This is a genomic window from Aeromonas sp. BIGb0405 (genome assembly GCF_024807335.1).
GTDB lineage: Bacteria > Pseudomonadota > Gammaproteobacteria > Enterobacterales > Aeromonadaceae > Aeromonas > Aeromonas rivuli.
In genome coordinates, this window is sequence record NZ_JANUEP010000002.1 from 309,657 (window position 1) to 327,088 (window position 17,432).

Annotated in this window: 18 protein-coding genes and 1 pseudogene; 8 read left to right on the top strand and 11 right to left on the bottom strand. The window is 60.9% G+C overall.

Annotated features, from left to right (window positions below):
• Positions 1-182: 182 nt before the first annotated feature.
• From M2366_RS06215 to M2366_RS06225, 3 genes are read left to right on the top strand one after another with little or no spacing between them, the layout of a single operon-like run.
• Positions 183-926: a glycosyltransferase family 2 protein gene (locus M2366_RS06215; protein WP_224431019.1), complete on the top strand. Its 744-nt coding sequence runs from the start codon at positions 183-185 to the stop codon at positions 924-926.
• Between the two features lie 2 nt (positions 927-928).
• The gene (locus M2366_RS06220) at positions 929-1,258 is read left to right on the top strand and encodes a lipid-A-disaccharide synthase N-terminal domain-containing protein (protein ID WP_259269222.1); all 330 of its coding nucleotides are present in this window, start codon (positions 929-931) and stop codon (positions 1,256-1,258) included.
• Between the two features lie 15 nt (positions 1,259-1,273).
• Entirely contained in the window at positions 1,274-2,980 is a 1,707-nt protein-coding gene (locus M2366_RS06225) for a glycosyltransferase family 39 protein (RefSeq protein WP_259269223.1), read from the top strand.
• Between the two features lie 67 nt (positions 2,981-3,047).
• Here the strand turns inward: M2366_RS06225 and M2366_RS06230 are convergent, their stop codons facing one another.
• From M2366_RS06230 to M2366_RS06255, 4 genes and pseudogenes are all read right to left on the bottom strand, one after another.
• On the bottom strand, positions 3,048-3,899 hold the full coding sequence (locus M2366_RS06230) for an alpha/beta fold hydrolase (protein ID WP_259269224.1): 852 nt from the start codon (positions 3,897-3,899) through the stop codon (positions 3,048-3,050).
• A 120-nt stretch (positions 3,900-4,019) separates the two neighbouring features.
• Complete coding sequence (locus M2366_RS06235) at positions 4,020-4,607, bottom strand: TetR/AcrR family transcriptional regulator (protein ID WP_259269225.1); 588 nt, start codon at positions 4,605-4,607, stop codon at positions 4,020-4,022.
• A 218-nt stretch (positions 4,608-4,825) separates the two neighbouring features.
• Positions 4,826-4,927, bottom strand: a pseudogene (locus M2366_RS06245) (DNA-binding response regulator); the annotation flags it as partial.
• Between the two features lie 110 nt (positions 4,928-5,037).
• Positions 5,038-5,682 (bottom strand): response regulator transcription factor, encoded by a 645-nt coding sequence (locus tag M2366_RS06255; RefSeq protein WP_259269226.1) that lies wholly within the window; start codon positions 5,680-5,682, stop codon positions 5,038-5,040.
• Positions 5,683-5,874: 192 nt separating this feature from the next.
• Between M2366_RS06255 and M2366_RS06260 the strand changes: the two genes are divergently transcribed.
• A complete protein-coding gene (locus tag M2366_RS06260; RefSeq protein ID WP_259269227.1) occupies positions 5,875-6,504 on the top strand; it encodes a glutathione S-transferase N-terminal domain-containing protein in 630 nt (209 codons plus the stop codon).
• Between the two features lie 153 nt (positions 6,505-6,657).
• On the opposite strand, the gene M2366_RS06265 is transcribed toward M2366_RS06260, so the two are convergent.
• From M2366_RS06265 to M2366_RS06285, 5 genes are all read right to left on the bottom strand, one after another.
• Positions 6,658-8,745 carry an alpha-amylase gene (locus M2366_RS06265; protein ID WP_259269228.1) on the bottom strand — a complete coding sequence of 696 codons (2,088 nt, stop codon included), beginning with the start codon at positions 8,743-8,745 and terminating at the stop codon, positions 6,658-6,660.
• A 190-nt stretch (positions 8,746-8,935) separates the two neighbouring features.
• Complete coding sequence (locus M2366_RS06270) at positions 8,936-10,096, bottom strand: membrane protein (RefSeq protein ID WP_042040730.1); 1,161 nt, start codon at positions 10,094-10,096, stop codon at positions 8,936-8,938.
• Positions 10,096-10,467: a GtrA family protein gene (locus M2366_RS06275; RefSeq protein ID WP_042040729.1), complete on the bottom strand. Its 372-nt coding sequence runs from the start codon at positions 10,465-10,467 to the stop codon at positions 10,096-10,098. Before M2366_RS06275 ends, M2366_RS06270 begins: the two co-directional genes overlap by 1 nt.
• Entirely contained in the window at positions 10,464-11,522 is a 1,059-nt protein-coding gene (locus tag M2366_RS06280) for a glycosyltransferase family 2 protein (protein WP_042040728.1), read from the bottom strand. Before M2366_RS06280 ends, M2366_RS06275 begins: the two co-directional genes overlap by 4 nt.
• A 43-nt stretch (positions 11,523-11,565) precedes the next feature.
• Positions 11,566-12,117 (bottom strand): hypothetical protein, encoded by a 552-nt coding sequence (locus M2366_RS06285; protein WP_042040727.1) that lies wholly within the window; start codon positions 12,115-12,117, stop codon positions 11,566-11,568.
• Positions 12,118-12,440: 323 nt separating this feature from the next.
• Between M2366_RS06285 and M2366_RS06290 the strand changes: the two genes are divergently transcribed.
• From M2366_RS06290 to M2366_RS06305, 4 genes are all read left to right on the top strand, one after another.
• Positions 12,441-13,208 carry an ABC transporter substrate-binding protein gene (locus tag M2366_RS06290; RefSeq protein ID WP_224431010.1) on the top strand — a complete coding sequence of 256 codons (768 nt, stop codon included), beginning with the start codon at positions 12,441-12,443 and terminating at the stop codon, positions 13,206-13,208.
• Between the two features lie 86 nt (positions 13,209-13,294).
• Positions 13,295-14,779 carry a murein L,D-transpeptidase gene (locus tag M2366_RS06295; protein ID WP_224431009.1) on the top strand — a complete coding sequence of 495 codons (1,485 nt, stop codon included), beginning with the start codon at positions 13,295-13,297 and terminating at the stop codon, positions 14,777-14,779.
• Positions 14,780-14,911: 132 nt separating this feature from the next.
• The gene (locus tag M2366_RS06300) at positions 14,912-15,457 is read left to right on the top strand and encodes a YcbK family protein (protein WP_042040724.1); all 546 of its coding nucleotides are present in this window, start codon (positions 14,912-14,914) and stop codon (positions 15,455-15,457) included.
• Positions 15,458-15,532: 75 nt separating this feature from the next.
• Positions 15,533-15,784, top strand: coding sequence for a lipoprotein (locus M2366_RS06305; protein WP_042040723.1), 252 nt, complete (start codon positions 15,533-15,535; stop codon positions 15,782-15,784).
• Positions 15,785-15,861: 77 nt separating this feature from the next.
• On the opposite strand, the gene M2366_RS06310 is transcribed toward M2366_RS06305, so the two are convergent.
• A complete protein-coding gene (locus M2366_RS06310) occupies positions 15,862-16,476 on the bottom strand; it encodes a trimeric intracellular cation channel family protein (RefSeq protein ID WP_042040722.1) in 615 nt (204 codons plus the stop codon).
• Positions 16,477-16,611: 135 nt separating this feature from the next.
• Positions 16,612-17,376, bottom strand: coding sequence for a sulfate transporter CysZ (gene cysZ, locus M2366_RS06315; protein WP_042040721.1), 765 nt, complete (start codon positions 17,374-17,376; stop codon positions 16,612-16,614).
• Positions 17,377-17,432: the final 56 nt, after the last annotated feature.

Genomic DNA, 17,432 nt, shown 5'->3' on the forward strand with positions numbered 1-17,432 from the left:
AGAAGATGTCATAGCTGCGTCATTTCCGTCAGGGACGCTGGGCAGTAACTTGACTACAAGTCTATAACATTATTAATAAAAATAGTTAAGCCCATGTGTAAAGTCAGGGTAAATCCAGTCCAGGTTCAGCCTTGCTGTGGGTTAATGTAACGCGAGTTGTGAAATCAATTGAGGCCCCATCAATGCAAGCAGCGCACATCAGCGTCTCCATCGTCATACCGGCACAGAACGAGCGGGACAACCTGGAACCCCTGATCGGCGAGATCCGCCAGGCCATGGATGGACAGTTCGAGTACGAACTCATCTATGTGGATGACGGCAGCACCGATGACAGCGTTGCCATTCTGACCCGGATAAAGCAGGATTTTCCAAGGCTCAGAGTGCTGCGCCATGAGCAGGGGGTGGGCCAAAGTTTTGCCGTCCTGAGCGGGGTGCGCCATGGCCGTGGCGACTGGCTGGTGATACTGGATGGGGATGGCCAGAACGATCCGGCCGACATCCCCGGCCTGTTGCATGAATTGATGGGGCGCAATGAGGCGGATCCGGCGCTGGTGGGCCTGATTGGTCACAGGGTCAATCGGCGGGATGACTGGGTCAAGCGACTCTCCTCCAGAGTGGCAAACAGCTTTCGTGATCTTTTGCTGCGCGATGGCATCCCCGATACCGGCTGTGGCCTCAAGGCGCTCAAGCGGGAATGCTACCTGGCGCTGCCCTGCTTCAACCACATGCATCGCTACATTCCGGCGCTGATCCAGGCCTATGGCGGCAAGATGGCCTCTTACCCGGTCAACCACAGGCCACGTCAGGCCGGAACGTCCAAATACGGGGTCTGGAACCGGCTCTGGGTCGGACTCGTGGATGTGATCGGGGTCTGCTGGTTGCTGCGCAGGGCCAAGGTAGTCCAAGTCAGGGAGCAGCTGGATTGATGATGCTGGAGACCCAAATTGACTGGCTGATATGGACCGGGCTGCATGTCACCGGCTGGAAGCTCATCGGTTATGCGGGGGCCTTGATGTTTGGCGGGCGCTGGCTGGCGCAGTTCATCGCGTCCAGGCGGGCAGGCAAGCCGGTGATCCCGCGGCTGTTCTGGTACATGAGCATCCTCGGCAGCCTGATGACGCTCAGTTATTTCATTTTCTCCCCCAAGCAAGACTCGGTCGGTGTGTTGCAGAATCTGTTTCCCGCCTTCACCGCGTTCTACAGCCTCTATCTGGATGTGAAACATCGTGGCTGGCGCCGGGACAGGGGGGATCGGTGATGACAAGGGGCTGCCATGATAAGTGATCGATCTTTACTGGAGGCATCACCGCGCCAGACCCTGGGTTGGCTGATGCTGCTGGCCCTGGTAATACTGGCTGCGGGGATCGGACTGCGCGACCCCTGGCCCGCCGACGAGCCCCGTTTCGCCCTGGTGGCCAAGGAGATGGTCGAGAGCGGCCGCTGGCTGTTTCCCATGCGTGGCGGCGAGATTTATCCCGACAAGCCGCCCCTGTTCATGTGGGGTATTGCCCTCGGTTATCTGCTGACAGGCTCACTCAAGGTGGCTTTCTTGCTGCCTTCCCTGCTGGCGGGACTCGGTACCCTGGTGCTGACCTGGGATCTCGGTCGTCGGCTGTGGAATGCTCCGGTGGGTTTCCTGGCGGGGGTGCTGCTGCTCTTTACCGTCCAGTTCACCCTGCAGGCCAAGACGGCGCAAATCGATGCCCTGGTGAGTTTCTTCATCACCCTAGGGCTCTATGGCTTCCTGCGTTTCCTGCTCGCGGGCGGCGGCTGGCGCTGGTACTACCTCGGCTGGTTTGCCGCGGGTCTTGGCATCATCACCAAGGGGGTTGGCATCTTGGCGGTACTGGTGTTGATCCCGGCTATCTGGACGCACAGGGAGCCATTGCGTCAAGCCAGTCGCGCCGCCTGGTGCAAGGGGCTGCTTGGCCCCCTGGTGATGCTGGGGGCGATTGGCCTCTGGCTGCTGCCCATGGTGCTGGCGGTGGCGTCGAGCGGTGATGCCGTGCTGCAAGCCTATCGTGACAACATCCTGCTGCATCAGACGGTGACCCGCTATGCCAACGCCTGGCATCACGTCAAACCCCTCTGGTACTACTTCACCGCCGTCATCCCCCCCTTCTGGCTGCCGATCTCCCTGCTGCTACCCTGGCTCGCGGTCTGCTGGGCTCGTGCCATTCGAAATGATGGTGACAGGCGGGTGATACTGCTGCTCGGCTATCTGCTCTTGATGCTGCTGTTCTTCTCTCTGTCACCGGGCAAGCGCGGCGTCTACATCACGCCGGGCACCCCTGTGCTGGCGCTGCTGGCGGCGCCCTGGCTGGGCCAGCTGCTTGACCGGGTCTGGCCGGTGCGGCTGCTCAAGGGGTTGGGCTGGCTGCTCGCTCTGGTGGGGATCGGCGCTGCTCTGGCACTGATGTTCAATGCCAGGCTGGCCGCCAAGGCGGCCGAGCTTGGGGAGCATCCCTGGTTGCCGCTGCTGGTGCTCGGGCTGGGGTTGCTGGTGATCAATGGCATGTTGCGCCGGGCCCCGCTGCTAGGGGTCCTCGGCTCATTGGCCTTCGGCTGGCTGCTCTATTCCACCCAGATAGCGATGCGGCTCAACGAGGTGCGCACCCCGGAGGAGATCATGGTCAAGGCGGCGCAAGAGGTGCCCCATGAAGATCAGCTGCTGCTGGTGGGCTTCAAGGAGCAGCATCTGCTGTTCGCCCGCCAGCCGCTCTGGCACTACTCCTACCATGAGGAGAACCGGGTGCAGGGCCGGGAAGCTGCCGCCTGGGCGGCGGCCATGCCAGGGCGCTGGGTGCTGGGCTCGCGCAACATCATCAGTGTCTGTTTCGACCCCCGACAGACCATGAGTCTGGGCTATCGCCACCGCACCGACTGGTTGCTGGCCCGTGCCGATGCCCTGCGCCCCGCATGCCGGGGCCTGACTCCGACCATCGAGCCCTTCTTCTACGCCCCCACGCTGGTCTATTGAGTTCAGGCAGGCTGACCAAGAAGGGAGGGGGGCCATGGCTCCCCTCCCTTCTTGGCGGGTCGCGAGATCAGGCCGGCGATTGGCTGAGTTCGACGAAGGCGGCAAACAGGGGTGGGCTGGCCAGTATGCGGCCATGACCCAGGCCTTGGGTGGAGATGAGCCGGGTGCGGCCATTCTGGCTGGCACGCAGGGAGTCTTGATGGGGGGCGAACCTGTCCCCCTCGTCGTGGACGATGAGGGCCGGGCCGCTGCGCCTGGTCAGGGCAGCCAGGGGGTCCACCTCGCTCAAGGGGTGTTGATACTCCTGCTCTATCTCTTTGACCACGGCATCGAACAGCCGCATCGAATAACCGGATCGCGCCACCATGGCGTAGAGCTGGGGCACATAGTCGATGACGGGAGCGACCAGCAGCAGGGGGCAGGTCTGCAGGCGAGGGTGGCGGCTGGAGAGGGCCACGGCGCCTCCCATGCTGTGGGCCATCACGCCGGCGATGGGGCCAAGCCGTTCGATCAACTCATCCAGGGCGCGCACGAAGCGGGGCAGATGACCGGTTTTCCCCTCGCTATGGCCGTGGGCTGGGTGATCGTAGGCGATGGCGGTGAACCCCCGGGCCGCAATGTGTTCCATCAGCGGGTAGAGCTGGCTGGCGCTGCCGGACCAGCCATGCATCAACAGCCAGACCGGGCCTTGACCGAGGCGATAGCTCATCAGCTGCCCCTCGCTGGTGTGCACGGCCTGGCGCACCAGACCTGCGGGGAGATCGGTGTCGCGCTGGGCGCGGCTCGGGGTCAGCAGCAGTTTGCTGGCGGTGCGTTTGGCGTGGGCGGGGGCCAGGCCATGATGCAGGCGGGTGCCGAGACCCAGCAGCCACTTGCCCGGGCTGAAACGGCGGGTATTGAAGTAGATCTTGCTGCTCATGGGCGGTCACTCCTGTGGTGCGCCGGTGTGAGGCGGCTGGGTGTGTTATTTTGAGTACGGTCGTGCTTTTTAATCGGTTTTAAAAAACAGCGGCTGAAAACAGCCAATCCACCAGGGCGATCAGCTTGGGCGCCAACTGATGAACAGCGCCTCTACCTCGGGCCAGAAATGGTGCCCGGGATCGTCGCTCAGGGCCAGGGCATCGAACACCTGATCGCCCAGATAGAGGCCGTAGAGCCGGTAGACGGCGCGCCAGGGATCCATCTCGGCTCGCCATTCGCCCAGGGCCTGGCCTGCGGCAACCTGACGGGCGAGATAGTCGAGCCAGAAGCGCACCAGCTGGCGAGCGGCTTGCTGCACCTCTCCCTCCTGGGCCGAGGTCCAGGCATCGAGAAACATGCAGCGTCCGGCGAAATTCTGATTCCAGGCGAGCCAGGCTTCCAGCAGCGCCCGTAATTTAGCCTGCTGATCCGGATATGCCCGCTGGCGCACCGGCTGGATCACTCTGTCCCGAAACACCAGGCCTGCGTATTCGAGCACGGCTATCTGCAGATTGTCTCTGGACTGGAAGTGGGCGAACAGGCCGCTCTTGGACATCTCGCACCGGCTGGCGAGGGAGCCGATGGTGAGACTCTCCAACCCCTGCTGGCTCGCCTGCTCGAAACCTTGCTGCAAGATAGTCTCACGGGTCAGTCGGCCTTTGCTCATCCATCACCTCAGTGTCGATCCCGTGGCAGCATATAGGACGATCGTACTTTTTGCGAGCCACAGTTGCACAGCAGACAAGTCGCGGTCCGGCAATGAGAAGACGCCGCTCAGTTGTCCTTGATATCCAGCTGCTGCAGGGCAATCACCGCCTGGGTGCGATTCTTGACGTCGAGTTTGCGGAAGGCGGTAGTGATAGGGGTCCTGAGGGTGACAAGGGCTCAGTTGTCCTTGATATCCAGTTGCTGCAGGGCAATCACCGCCTGGGTGCGATTCTTGACGTCGAGCTTGCGGAAGGCGGTAGTGATATGGGCCCTGAGGGTGACAAGGGCTCAGTTGTCCTTGATATCCAGCTGCTGCAGGGCAATCACTGCCTGGGTGCGATTCTTGACGTCGAGCTTGCGGAAGGCGGTAGTGATATGGGCCCTGAGGGTCAGTTATCCTTGATATCCAGCTGCTGCAGGGCAATCACTGCCTGGGTGCGATTCTTGACGTCGAGCTTGCGGAAGATGGCGGTGATATGGGCCTTGATGGTGGCTTCCGAGACATTGAGCTCCCAGGCAATCTGCTTGTTGAGGCTGCCATCGCGCAGCATCACCAACACCTTGTACTGCTGGGGGGTCAAACTGGCCAGCTTGCTGGTCAGGCTCGACTCATCTTCGCTCTCTGGCCTGAGCGAGACTCCCTCTGGCAGCCAGGTATCACCGGCGATGACCGCATTGAGTGCCGTCACCAGCTGCTTCATGGAGGAGGATTTGGGGATGAACCCCAGGGCGCCGAGCCGCAGCACCTGCTGCACGACAGAGGCCTCTTCCGAGGCTGATACGACAACAATCGGCAGATCCGGGTATTGGCCGCGAAGATGCACCAGCCCCTCGAAGCCATTGGCGCCCGGCATTTTAAGGTCGAGCAGCAGCAGGTCGACTTCGGGGTGATCCTTAAGCAGATGGGCCAGGCTGTCGATGGAGTCAGCCTCCAGCAATTGCGCATCGCTGACGGCCATGTGCACGGCTTGATAGAGTGCGCCCCGAAACAGGGGGTGGTCATCCGCGATGACGATGGTAAATTGGCTGTCCATGGCTCGATGTTAACTATTTGTTTTGGAACATCAAACTAGCATCGCCCCCCATGGTGGTCAAACACGCAGACCGACAAATGTGACGGTCAGCCAGGATGAATTGCTATGCCTATCAATAGGCAATAACAAGTAGCCAGCAACTCGCCGCCTGTGATGGGGTGGCCCGGGACCCTGGCGATGCAGGAGAGCAAGATGGATGAGATGGTATTGACGGTCGGCACGGGCTCGACCTGGGCGATGCGGGCGGCCCTGGTACTCGGTCTGACCGGGGTCAAGTGGCGCGAGCAGGCGTTCGAGCTCAAGGATGCCGCGGCCCTGCACAGGCTCAAACAGCAGGCCCCGGCAGGCTTGGTGCCCTGGTTGGTGCATGATGACGTGCGGGTGCACGACTCCCTGGCCATCGCCGAATATTTGCATGAGCAGTATCCGAGTCGGGGACTCTATCCGGCGGGCCGAGCCGAGCGTGCCCTGGCGCGCAGCCTGTGCGCCGAGCTGCACGCCGGTTTTGGCCAGATCCGCAGCCGTTTACCCTATTTTCTGGGGGCCCCCCGCAAGCAGGAGCCCCCCCTGGAGACCTTGCCCGAGCTGGCCAGGTTGCAGGTGATCTGGGCCCAGGCCGGCGCCGGCTTCTACTTTGGCGCTCCCGGTATACTGGACGCGTTCTACGCCGTCATGGCCCAGCGTCTGTTCAACTATGGTATCGCCTTGCCGGGGGCGGCGGGGGCTTATCAGCAGCATTTGCTGGCCTGGCCCCTGTGGCAGGAGACCCTTGAGCGGGCTGGCAAGGAGTGGCCCGCGCTGGCCGCCAGGCCGCAGGGTTAACATCGGGTGGTGGCGTCAGGCACCGGCCAGGCATGTGCAGTCTGGCGATGGTATGAACGAGGGGAGCCCAGGCTCCCCTCGTTCAGTTTTGCCACCGACCTCTCCCCTTGGCCGCTCGAGTCAGTGATGCCCAGTGTCGATGCGTGCCGGCGCTTAGGGTTGCTCACGCCCGGCGAACACCACCACCACCTTGTCGTCCCCTTTTTCTCGCACGAAGCTGTAGGGGGCATCGGAGAGCTGACGGTGGCTGCCGGCGGCGATGGCCGGGTGGCTGGCGCGGAACTGGCCGAGTCGCTGCCAATGTTTGACCAGCTCGGCCTTGTCACCGCTGGCCAGCTCCTGCCAGTTCATGTCGGATCGCACCCCCTGATCGAAGACGCCGCCATCCTTGGCCAGTCCCCGGCCCGACTCGTCACCGTAGTAGATCTGGACCGCGCCGGGCAGCAGCAGGAAGCTGCTGGCCACTCGCCGTTGCAGCGCCACATCCTGATAGTCCCCGAAGAACAGCTTGGTGTCGTGGGAGCTGATGTAGCTCAGCACGTTGAACTCGGGATCCTGGTTGAGGCGGCTGGCATAGCTGGCGTAAGTCGGCTCGGCGCTGGCCAGGCACTGGGCCTGGGGCAGCGCGGCCTCGCGCTGGTAATCGAAATTGATCAGCGCATCGAAGCCGTTCTGGTACCAGAAGTCCTTGGTGACCCCCTGATCCCACACCTCGCCCACCATGTAGAAGGGCAGATCATCGAGCTTCTTGGTCGGGTTGTTCGCCTTCCACTCCTTGAGGGCCGCATTGCCCGCCTGCTTGAGTTTCAGCCACACCTCGGGTTCCAGGTGCTTGACGGTGTCGGCCCGAAAACCGTCGATACCAAAGCGGCGCACCCAGTCGGTGTGCCAGGCGATGAGGTAGTCGCTTACCGTGGCATTGGGGAGCGCTTTGGCCCGGGTATCCTGCTTGGCGGCGAGCAGAGGAGGCAGGCCGACCGGCTGGTCGGACTCGGTCAGGAAGTCCGGCAGCCCCGCCACCGAACCGGTGACGTCATCGGTGCCGGGCTGGGGATAGCCTGGCAGACCCGCCCGCACCCAGTCTGGCCCCCACCACTTGTTCCACGCTGGTGACTGATAGTCGATGAACGGGTTGTAGTCGTGCCAGCTCTGCGCGCTACTGGGGCGCCACTCATTCCAGCGGGCCGGCAACTTGTCGCTGTTTCGGGTCAGCGCCGTCAGTCCCAGATCCTGCAAGTCGGCGAGGGTGGCGTAACCGACATGGTTCATCACCACATCCAGGATGATGCGCATGCCCCGCTGATGGGCCTGGTCCACTAGCGTCTTGAGGCTCTCTTCATCGCCGTAGTTGGGGTCGATTTTAGTGAAGTCGAGCGCCCAATAACCGTGATAGCCATAGAAGGGGAACTTGCCCTGCTCACCGCCGCCGATGAAGCCGTGCACCTGCTCCACCATGGGGGTTATCCAGATGGCATTGATGCCGAGGGCCTTGATGTAGTCGAGCTTGGCGGTCAGCCCCTTGAAGTCGCCGCCGTGCCAGGTGGCGACCTCGTCCTGGCCATCCTTCTGGCGGCCGAAGCTGTGATCGTTGCCGGGATCGCCGTTGGCAAAGCGATCGGTCAGCAGGAAATAGACGCTCGCCTGATCCCAGCTGAAGGGCTCGGGTCTTGGCGCCACCACGGGTTCGAGCAGCAGCAGGCCGCCGCTCTCCTTGGTCGGGGTCAGGGTCAGCTTGCCCTGTGTGACCACGGCCTCCTGCCTGGAGTAGGCATCCCGCAGCCGGGTGCCGTCGGGCCAGACGCCCTTCAGCGACACCGTCACCGGGCCGCCATCCCAGGCAAGGCAGGCTTGCTCGGGGGGCTGGCGTTTGAAGGTGCTCTTTTTGGTGGCCCGCAGCACCTTCAGGCTGGGGGTCTGCGGGTCGAAGCTGAACTCGTACTCTCCTGCCAGCATCACCTTGAGGGTGAAGCTGCTCTCTGGCGCACAGTTGTCCATGGGCAGATCCGTGCCAAAGGGCAGCGGCATGTTTTCGCGCGGGCCAAAGCTGGTGCCGCAACTGTTGCCTGCATCGCTGATACGAATGCGGTAACTGCCCTTGGCCAGGGGGTGGGTCAGCTGCTGCATCCCCCCGGTCAGGCTGAGATTGACGGGCAGCGCCTCGCCATCCACATAGAGGTGCAAGTCGGGGGCTGCCCAGGCGGGCAGGGCCAGCAGGGCGAGCAACAGAGGGGAGAGACGCATGAACCATTCCTTTGCCAAGCAGCGGGATGGTTCATTCTAAGGGGCCCCAGAGGGCGAGTGGGAAACGGCAACCGGGATCTGTGAACTCGGTTCAAATGGCAACGCTTTCAAGGGCAAGGAGGTTGGTTTGCACAGCAAGATAAGCAAAATGCCGACCCTGAGGTCGGCATTTTATGGTCGTGATGGGGGATTAGACGGTAAAGAACTTGAAGTTGACGAAGGCCACCGCGATGAAGGAGGCCACCATGCCGGACAGGCAGAGCACGGCCGGTCGGATGGCGGGCCAGCGGTGAGTCAGCAAGATGATGGCCAAGAGGGTCGGATAGAGGCCAAACATGTAGCGCGGCATGGCGTTGAGCCCTGTCATCAGCGGTATGGTGCAGCAGATGAACATCAGGGTCGCCTCGGCCCAGCGCTTCTTGTAGAACAGATAGCCGTTCAGGGCCCAGCCGAACATCACCATGATGGAGAGGTAGGCCTTGCGCCCGCCGAGTTCGAAGCCGCTCATCCACCAGTCCAGCGGACTGTCCATGTGACGACCCCATGCAACCTGTATGTGTTTGAATGCCAGGGCATCCCCCATCAGGTGGTAGAGGTAGACCATGTAAGCGAACAGGCCGAAGGGGATGAGCCAGAGGGTGAGCACCACCTTGAGGGTCCGCTCGCTGAAACGCAGGAACTCGCGGATGCCATAGGCCTGCAGCGCCAGGATCAGCACGGGGAACACCATCATGACCCCCAGGTTGCGGGTGCTGGAGATGAGGATCCCCAAGACGGCCACCATCATCCACTGTTCCCGGTAAGCGAACAGGAACATGCCCAGCATGAGCGCCATGAACATGGGCTCGGTATAGCCGGACACGAAATAGGCCGAGAAGGGGGAGAAGGCGAGCAGCCAGACTCCGAAGCGTGCCGTTTCATCTCCCAACTTGAGCTGACGCAGCACCAGCAGCATCAGCGGCAGGCTGGCGAAGAAGGCGAGGTTGGCGACCAGCATCAGTCCAAACAGGCTCTCGACCTCGAGCAGGCTGGAGATGCCGCCGGCCAGCATGGGGTAGAGGGGCATGAAGGCCCAGTTGGCCGCATTGCCCTTGCTGAGCCAGCGTGGATAGAGATCGTAGCCGTTTTCAATGATGCGCTGGAACCAGACGCAGTCGAATTGGCAGTAAGCCTGGAAGGGGCCAATGGGGCTGCCGTACAGCTGGGTCCCGAAGTAACCCATGCCATACAAGGCGATGCGACTCAGGGCAAAGGCTGCAAAAATCAGCAGCCAGTCATTGCCGCTGATACGCAGGGAGGGACGATAGGGCGCCACGGCGCCCGGCACATTGAGATTGGTCACATCATTCATCAAGCGAATACCCAGATACGGGAGAGGACATAGGTCAGTATGGTGACCGTCAAGGTGGCGATGACCACCGGCAGCAGGCCGGAGAGCCCGGCAAACAGCAGGCCGCTCAGGATCAGGTTACGCACCGCTAACGAGAAGAGTGCAACCAGCAAGAACTTGCCAACGGCCCCCTGCTTCTGGAAGGTGATGTACCTGTGGCCGAAGAAGGAGAACCAGAAAGCCACCGAGAACGCGAGTGTGGTGACCAGGTGCTCGTTGATGCCGGGCCAGCTGTGGAACAGGGCAAAGGCGCTGCCCAGATCCACCAGGGTGGCGCCACCACCGACGAAGCCGAAGCGCACCAACCGCCAGAATTCATCGCGGGAGATCATGCAGGATCTTGCTCCTGGCCATCTCTTGCTGCGTCAGCTTGCTCAGGCTTGCTCGCCTTGGCGCGGCTCTTGGCCTTGGGGGCAGAGGGTTTGCTCGCCTCATCGGCGGCATATTGGCCGTAAACCCCTTCAATCAGGTAAATAGGACGCTGCTTCACTTCCACGAACATGCGACCAATGTACTCGCCTATGATGCCAAGGGAGAGCAACTGGATGCCGCCGAGGAAGAGCACCACCGACATCAGCGAGGCGTAACCGGGGACATCTACGCCGAAGAAGAGCACCTGGGTCACTATCTTGAGGATGTAGAGGAAGGCAACGAAGGAAACGCCGACCCCGACATAGCTCCATACCCGCAGCGGCCAGCTGGAGAAACTCATCACTCCATCGAGGGCGAAGTTCCACAGCTTCCAGTAATTGAACTTGGTCTCGCCGGCATGGCGGGCGGGACGCTCGTAAGGCACGCCGACGGCGCGGAAACCGGCCCAGGCGAACAGACCCTTCATGAAGCGGGTGCGCTCTGGCAGCTGCTTGATGGCCTCGACGACCCGGCGATCGATCAGGCGGAAGTCACCGGCGTTTTCCGGCAGCTTGGTACCGCTGGAGAGGGCATTGAAGAAGCGGTAGAAGCCGCCGGCGGTGATGCGCTTCATCGGGGTGTCGGCGCTGCGATCGACCCGAATGCCGTAGACGGTGTCATAGTCACCGGTTTGCCACAGCTTGACGAATTCCAGGATGAGAGCGGGGGGATCTTGCAAGTCCACATCCATGGGGACCATGGCATCGCCACGGGCGTGGTGCAGGCCTGCGGTCATGGCGGCTTCTTTGCCGAAGTTGCGCGCCAGATTGACCAGGGTCACCCGGGGGTCACGGGCGATGGCCTGCTCGACGACGTCACGGGTACGATCGCGACTGCCGTCGTTGACGAAGACGATCTCCAGGTGCTCCTTGATGGAGTGCAGTTCTGAGTCTATCGCGGCAATAAAGGCATCAATGCTCTCTTCCTCGTTATAAACGGGCACGACCAGAGAGAGTCGGAAATTGGCTTGCGACATGGGGCTGTCCTTATAGGAAAGGGGGCATGAAAAGAGGAGGTGGTTATTCGGTGCTCAGTTGCACTGATTCGACGTTGAGCGGGGTCGCCGTCGAGAGGGCCAGGAAGTTGAGCTGTTTGGGATCCTGGCTCAGGGCCTCACCGGGCAGCTGGAAGTTGATTTCGTTCAGACCCGCCTTGGCCAGCTTGATGGTGGTGACGAAGTCATGACCCATGGCGACCTTGAGCAGGGCTCCGGCCTCTGGGCTGTTGATGCGCGCTCGCACAGTGAGGTCATTCTGGTCGGCTGACGACTCCCCCTGCTTGGGCAGCAAGAAATAGAGACCCCCCTGACCAGTTAGCTGGGTGCCTTGCTCGCTCGGCTTCTTGGACCAGCCTTCGCTGGAGAGGAAGCGGCTCGGTTTGGTCAGATTGAGCTCGTTGCCTACCCGGTACGTCATGCTGGAGTTGTGCTCCCAGAAGCGGGTCTTGCCTTCCAGATAATAGAGGCGATAGGCCAGGCTCACATTGGGGTGGGCAGCCAGGTAGAGGGTATAGAGATAGAAGCCGCTCAAGGCGAGGATGGCTGCGATAAAACCGAACTTTTTGTATGTCATATTACTCTCTACGCCCAAGGGGGAGGCTAACTCGCGCATATGCTAATCCAATTGCAAAAAAAGCATAGTGGATCACAAAAAAATATTTGGTCATATATTAACCCCTGTCATCCGTCATCACCACCCCCGCCCGGTCCCGATGCCGTGACGTCATTTTGCACACTCCCTCGCCAAGACACAGGGCGCGGCAATGGATGGCCCGCTCAGGTCAAGGCGAGGGATAATTCAGTGCGTCATCAATTGACACCAAATTTCGGCTCATATGGTCGCCTTGGCCTGGTTATCCCCTTATGATGGCGCGACTCTGCGTGCAAGGATTGCCAATGACCCGTTTGCTGCTCCCCTTGATTGCCTGTTTGCTCTCGCCAGCCCTGTGGGCGGCGAGCCCCTGTCCGCACCCGTTGCGGGTCGGCTACGACGAGTGGCCGCCTTATCACAGTCGTGATGATAGTGGTCAGATGCGGGGCTTTACCATCGAAGTGCTGGAAGCCGTGATGGCACAGATCCCCTGCCAGCTGACCTATGTCGAGCGACCATGGAAGCGGGTGCTGCAGGGGGTGGAACTTGGGGAAATAGACATCGCCATGGAAGCCTTCATCAATGAAGAGCGTGCCGCCTATGGGCTCTTCTCCGATGCCTATAACCCCGGGGAAACCGGGCTCTGGCTAGTGAAGGGGGGCGGGGTCACGGGGCAGGGTAACAGCCTTGCCAGCTGGCTGGGACAGGGCCAGCGATTGGGGGTGACCCGGGGTTATTTCTATGGGGATGAGCTGATAGCCCTGCTTGCCCGTCACCCACATCAGGTGAGTGCCGTGCCCAGAGAGAGCCAGAATTATCATAAGCTGCTGCTGGGGCGCATCGATGGCTTTCTCGGGGACAGGCTGGCGACCCATCAGGGGCTCATGGATGCTGGACTTGGGCAACAGGTGGTAATGGCAGAGCAGCCTGCCGCTCGCCTGCCCACCTTCTTCATGTTCAGCAAGCAGAGTGTCTCTCCCACGCTGGTGACGCGCGTCAACCTTGCCTTGGTGCAGTTGCGCCAGTCCGGCCAGTATGCGCGGATTTGGCAACGCTACACACAGACACCCTAGTCAGCTTGTACTTATTGTCGCATCATGGGCCGGTGAGAGGGTCGCTGTGACTTGGATGGCAATGTTCGGATCTAATTGAGGTTCACATGGGAAAGAAGTATTGGCTGGCATTGGCAAACCTGATGTGGCTGGGCTGTTTGCCGCTGGGGCAGGCACAGGCCAGCGAGACCCCTGTGGTGGTGAGTACTGCGATCGGCACCCATGAATGGTATAGGGACAGTAGATCAGAGCAGGCAAGAAAAGAGCTGGAGCTGCAGTTGCAAGAGGCTGCGTTGGCCCAGTTGCACCCTGAATTCCAAGCTGTGTGGCGGCGGCTCAAGGCGATGCCCGAGCAGGGGCGGGGGCCGCTCTATGACGAGGCGTTCAGCAAGTTGGCCCGTTTCCAGCAACAGTGGCGCGCCATGGATCTGGTCTCTCGCGAGCAGCTGAAGACCCAGAAGCTGGATCTCTCCTTGTCGTCGGAGCCGGTGACAGAGAGCGGCGATCTGCTCGATCAGGTGCGGGATCTACGCCCCCAGGTCGCCGAATATGAGGCGGTGCGTGCCAAGGTGCACAAGCTGCTGGCGCTGCCCATGGCCACCACCTGGCCCACCCTGGCCATGCCAACTCTGCGCAGTGGCGAACCATCCCCCGAGCTTGGCCAGATCCGCGCCATGCTCAATGAACTTGGCGATGTGGCCCCCGCCCATCAGGATGAAATCTATGACGCCGAGACTGAAGAGGCCATCAAGCTGTTCCAGCGTCGTCATGGTCTGACTGCCGACGGCATCATAGGCCGCCGCACCCTGGCCTGGCTCAATACCGGGCCTGTGGTACGCGCCAGTTTACTGCTGCGTAATCTCTGGCGCCGGGATCTGGTGGATCATCTGGTCGGCAGCCGTTATGTGCTGGTCAATATTCCCGACTATCGCCTGAGCGTGGTGCAGGGGGGCGGTGAGGTCTTTACCAGTCGGGTCATCGTCGGCAAGGAGGAGCGGGAGACCCCGATCCTCGCCAGCGAGATCCGCTCCGTGGTGCTCAATCCGGCTTGGCATGTGCCCAGATCCATCCTGAGCAAGGACATACTACCCAAACTGAGTCGCGATCCGGGCTATTTGGCCCGCGAGCAGTTCGAGGTGACCGACAGTGCCGGCAATCCGCAGCACCTCACCGAGGAGCAGTGGCATCAGGCCCTGGCCGAGGGGTTCCCTTATCGACTGCGGCAAAAGCCGGGGGATCACAATGCCCTGGGCCGTTACAAATTCTATCTGCCCAACAACGATGCCATCTATCTGCATTCAACCCCGAGCAAGGGGCTGTTTGAACAGGGGGCGCGGGCCTTCAGCTCTGGTTGTATCCGGGTCGAACATGCAGACGATCTGGCCGAATTGCTGCTCGCCGACTCCCGCTATCAACCCGACAAGGTGGCCAGTCTGCTCAAAGAAGACAAGACCAAGTGGCTGCCGCTCAGCACGCCAACGCCGGTATTCACCGTCTACTGGAGCAGTTGGCTCGATGAGCAGGGTCGTCAGCAACTGCGCAGCGACATCTATGGATTTGATCGGGTCAGCTATCAGAGTCGTGCCCTGTGATCCCGAGCACAGTCTGATAAGCCCGGCTTCGGCCGGGCTTTTTGTTGGCGGATTAGGGTTTGACAGAAAAGGAAGGCGGCGGTTAAGTTCGAGCGGTTTCCTTGCTTTTATTCACATTCAGACGGAGCCGACATGCTCGACAAAGAGATAAGCCGACGCCGCCTGCTACTGGGGGCTGGTTGTGTGATGGGAGCCAGTTTGCTCTCTTTTCCCGCCCAGGCGAGCCGCAGCACCAACAGTCGCGACTTGAGTGTTTTCAACCTCAACACCGGCGAGCGGGTCAAGGCCAGTTACTGGGAGAAGGGGCGCTATCTGCCGGACGGCCTGGCCGAACTCAATCATCTGCTGCGTGACTACAGGCGCGATGAGGTGTTCAACATAGACCGCAAGCTGTTTGATCAGCTCTATTTGCTGCAACAGCGCCTCGGCCATCATGGTGAAATCCAGCTTATCTCGGGTTACCGCTCCCCGGCCACCAATAATGCCAAACACAGGCGCAGCAAGGGCGTGGCGAAACACAGCTACCATGTACTCGGCCAGGCGGTCGATGTGCGCCTGCAGGGGGTGCAGCTTGCCCATTTGCGCAAAGCGGCGCTGCAGCTCAAGGTGGGTGGCGTGGGTTATTACCCCAGCGACAATTTTGTTCACCTGGATACGGGGCCGGTGCGCAGTTGGTAGACCCATTCGGTCTCATTGGCTGACAGGGGCAAGGGGGAGCTGCTAGGCTTGGTGCCTCATACAGAGGAGAAAAAGATGAAGCAGATCCTGATAGGTGCCATGGTGGCCCTGGTATTGACAGGTTGCGGCAAGATAAACCGTGATAACTACGACAAGCTCAAGATGGGGATCAGCTACAGCGAGGCGAGTGCGATCCTCGGCAAGGCGGACAGTTGCGATGATGCCCTGGGCACGACCAGCTGCATCTGGGGTGACAAGCAACAGAACATCAAGATCCGTTTCATTGCCGACAAGGCGACCTTCTTCAGTTCCGAAGGGATCAAATAGCTTCCCCCAACAAAAAAAGCGCCAAACGGCGCTTTTTTGTTGCCCGCTTTTCAGCAGATCAGCAAGGCATGTACCGCTTAGTGGGAAGCATATTGGTAGTTGAAGGTGGGCAGTCCCCACTTGAAGCGTATCGCGAGCAGCCGCAGCACGAAGCCAATACCAATGGCGCCGAATGCCGCCCAATCACTGGGCAGCCCCTGATCGAGCGCCAGGCAATAGAGCCCGGCTGTGATGAGGGAGACACCGGCGTAGAGCTCGCGGCGAAACACCAGCGGGATACGCTGGCACAGCAGATCGCGCAGCACACCGCCAAATACCCCGGTCACCACGGCCATGATGCAGGCAATGCCGGCGCCATGGCCCATCTCCAGGGCGCGGGATGCGCCGAAGATGGAGAAGACCACCAAGCCCAGGGCGTCGAGGGCCATGAACAGCTTGCCAAGGTAGCGCATCAGGGGCGCGCAGATGACAGTGACCAGGGCGGCGCCAGCGACCAGCACCACGTAGAGGGGATGCTCGACCCAGAGCAGGGGATAGTGTCCCAGCAGCACGTCTCTGATGGTACCGCCGCCGATGGCCGTCGCCGACGCGATGATAACGACGCCAAACAAGTCCATTCGCCGCCGGCCCGCCGCCAGCGCGCCCGTCATCCCTTCGGCGACCAGGCCGAGCAAGAAGAGTGCATGTAACATGAGAAATACCCGGGTTCGAGAAAGGCCCGCATCCTAACAAGCCTGCATTGGCCCTACAAGCACTCTCACATTCACATTAGATTAAGTAATGAAAAGGGGGCTATCGCCCCCTCTTTTTCTTATGAAACAATCTCGTTACTTTTTGATCTGCTCATCCCGGTACTGATCAACCCACATGGCGGTGGCACCACAGATGGCCACCGGCATCACGAACAGGTTCACCACGGGAATGGCGGAGAAGAGGGTCACCAGGGCGCCGAAACTCAGGCACTTGCCCCGACGCTGTTTGAGGGCGTCGCGCATGGTGACGAAGTCGATCTTGTGGTTGTCAAACGGGTAGTCCACATACTGGATGGCCATCATCCAGGCACTGAACAGGAACCAGATCAGGGGAGCCAGGGTTTGGCCCACCACGGGGATCAGGAACAGGATCAGGCAGCCAATCGCCTTGGGCAGATAGTATTTCAGCTTGGTCCATTCGCGCCCGAATATCCGAGGCACATCCCGGACTATGTCGAGCATGCCGGTTTCGGCGCTGGGTTGGCCGGTGAGGTGCTGTTCCACCTTCTCGGCCAGCAGGCCATTGAAGGGGGCCGCCACCCAGTTTGCCAGGGAGCTGAACAGGAAGGAGAAGACCACCAGTATGGTCAGCAGTGCGATGGGCCAGAGCAGGTAGTCGAGCCAGGATAGCCAGGAGGGGATCTGCTGGTGTAGCCAGGCGAACAGGCCATCGAGTTGCAGCAACAGGGCGTAGAAGGCGCCGGAGAACAACAGGAAGTTGACCAGCAGCGGGATCAGCACGAAGGTGCGGATACCCGGTTGGCGGATCAGTGAGAAACCGCGCAGGAAGTAGTCTGCACCGCTGATAGAGTCTTTGACTAAGGGGCGTGATTGGCTCATCTGAGCTCCATCCATGACAGGGAACAGCCTGCATATTACAAACAAGCCATTGATTT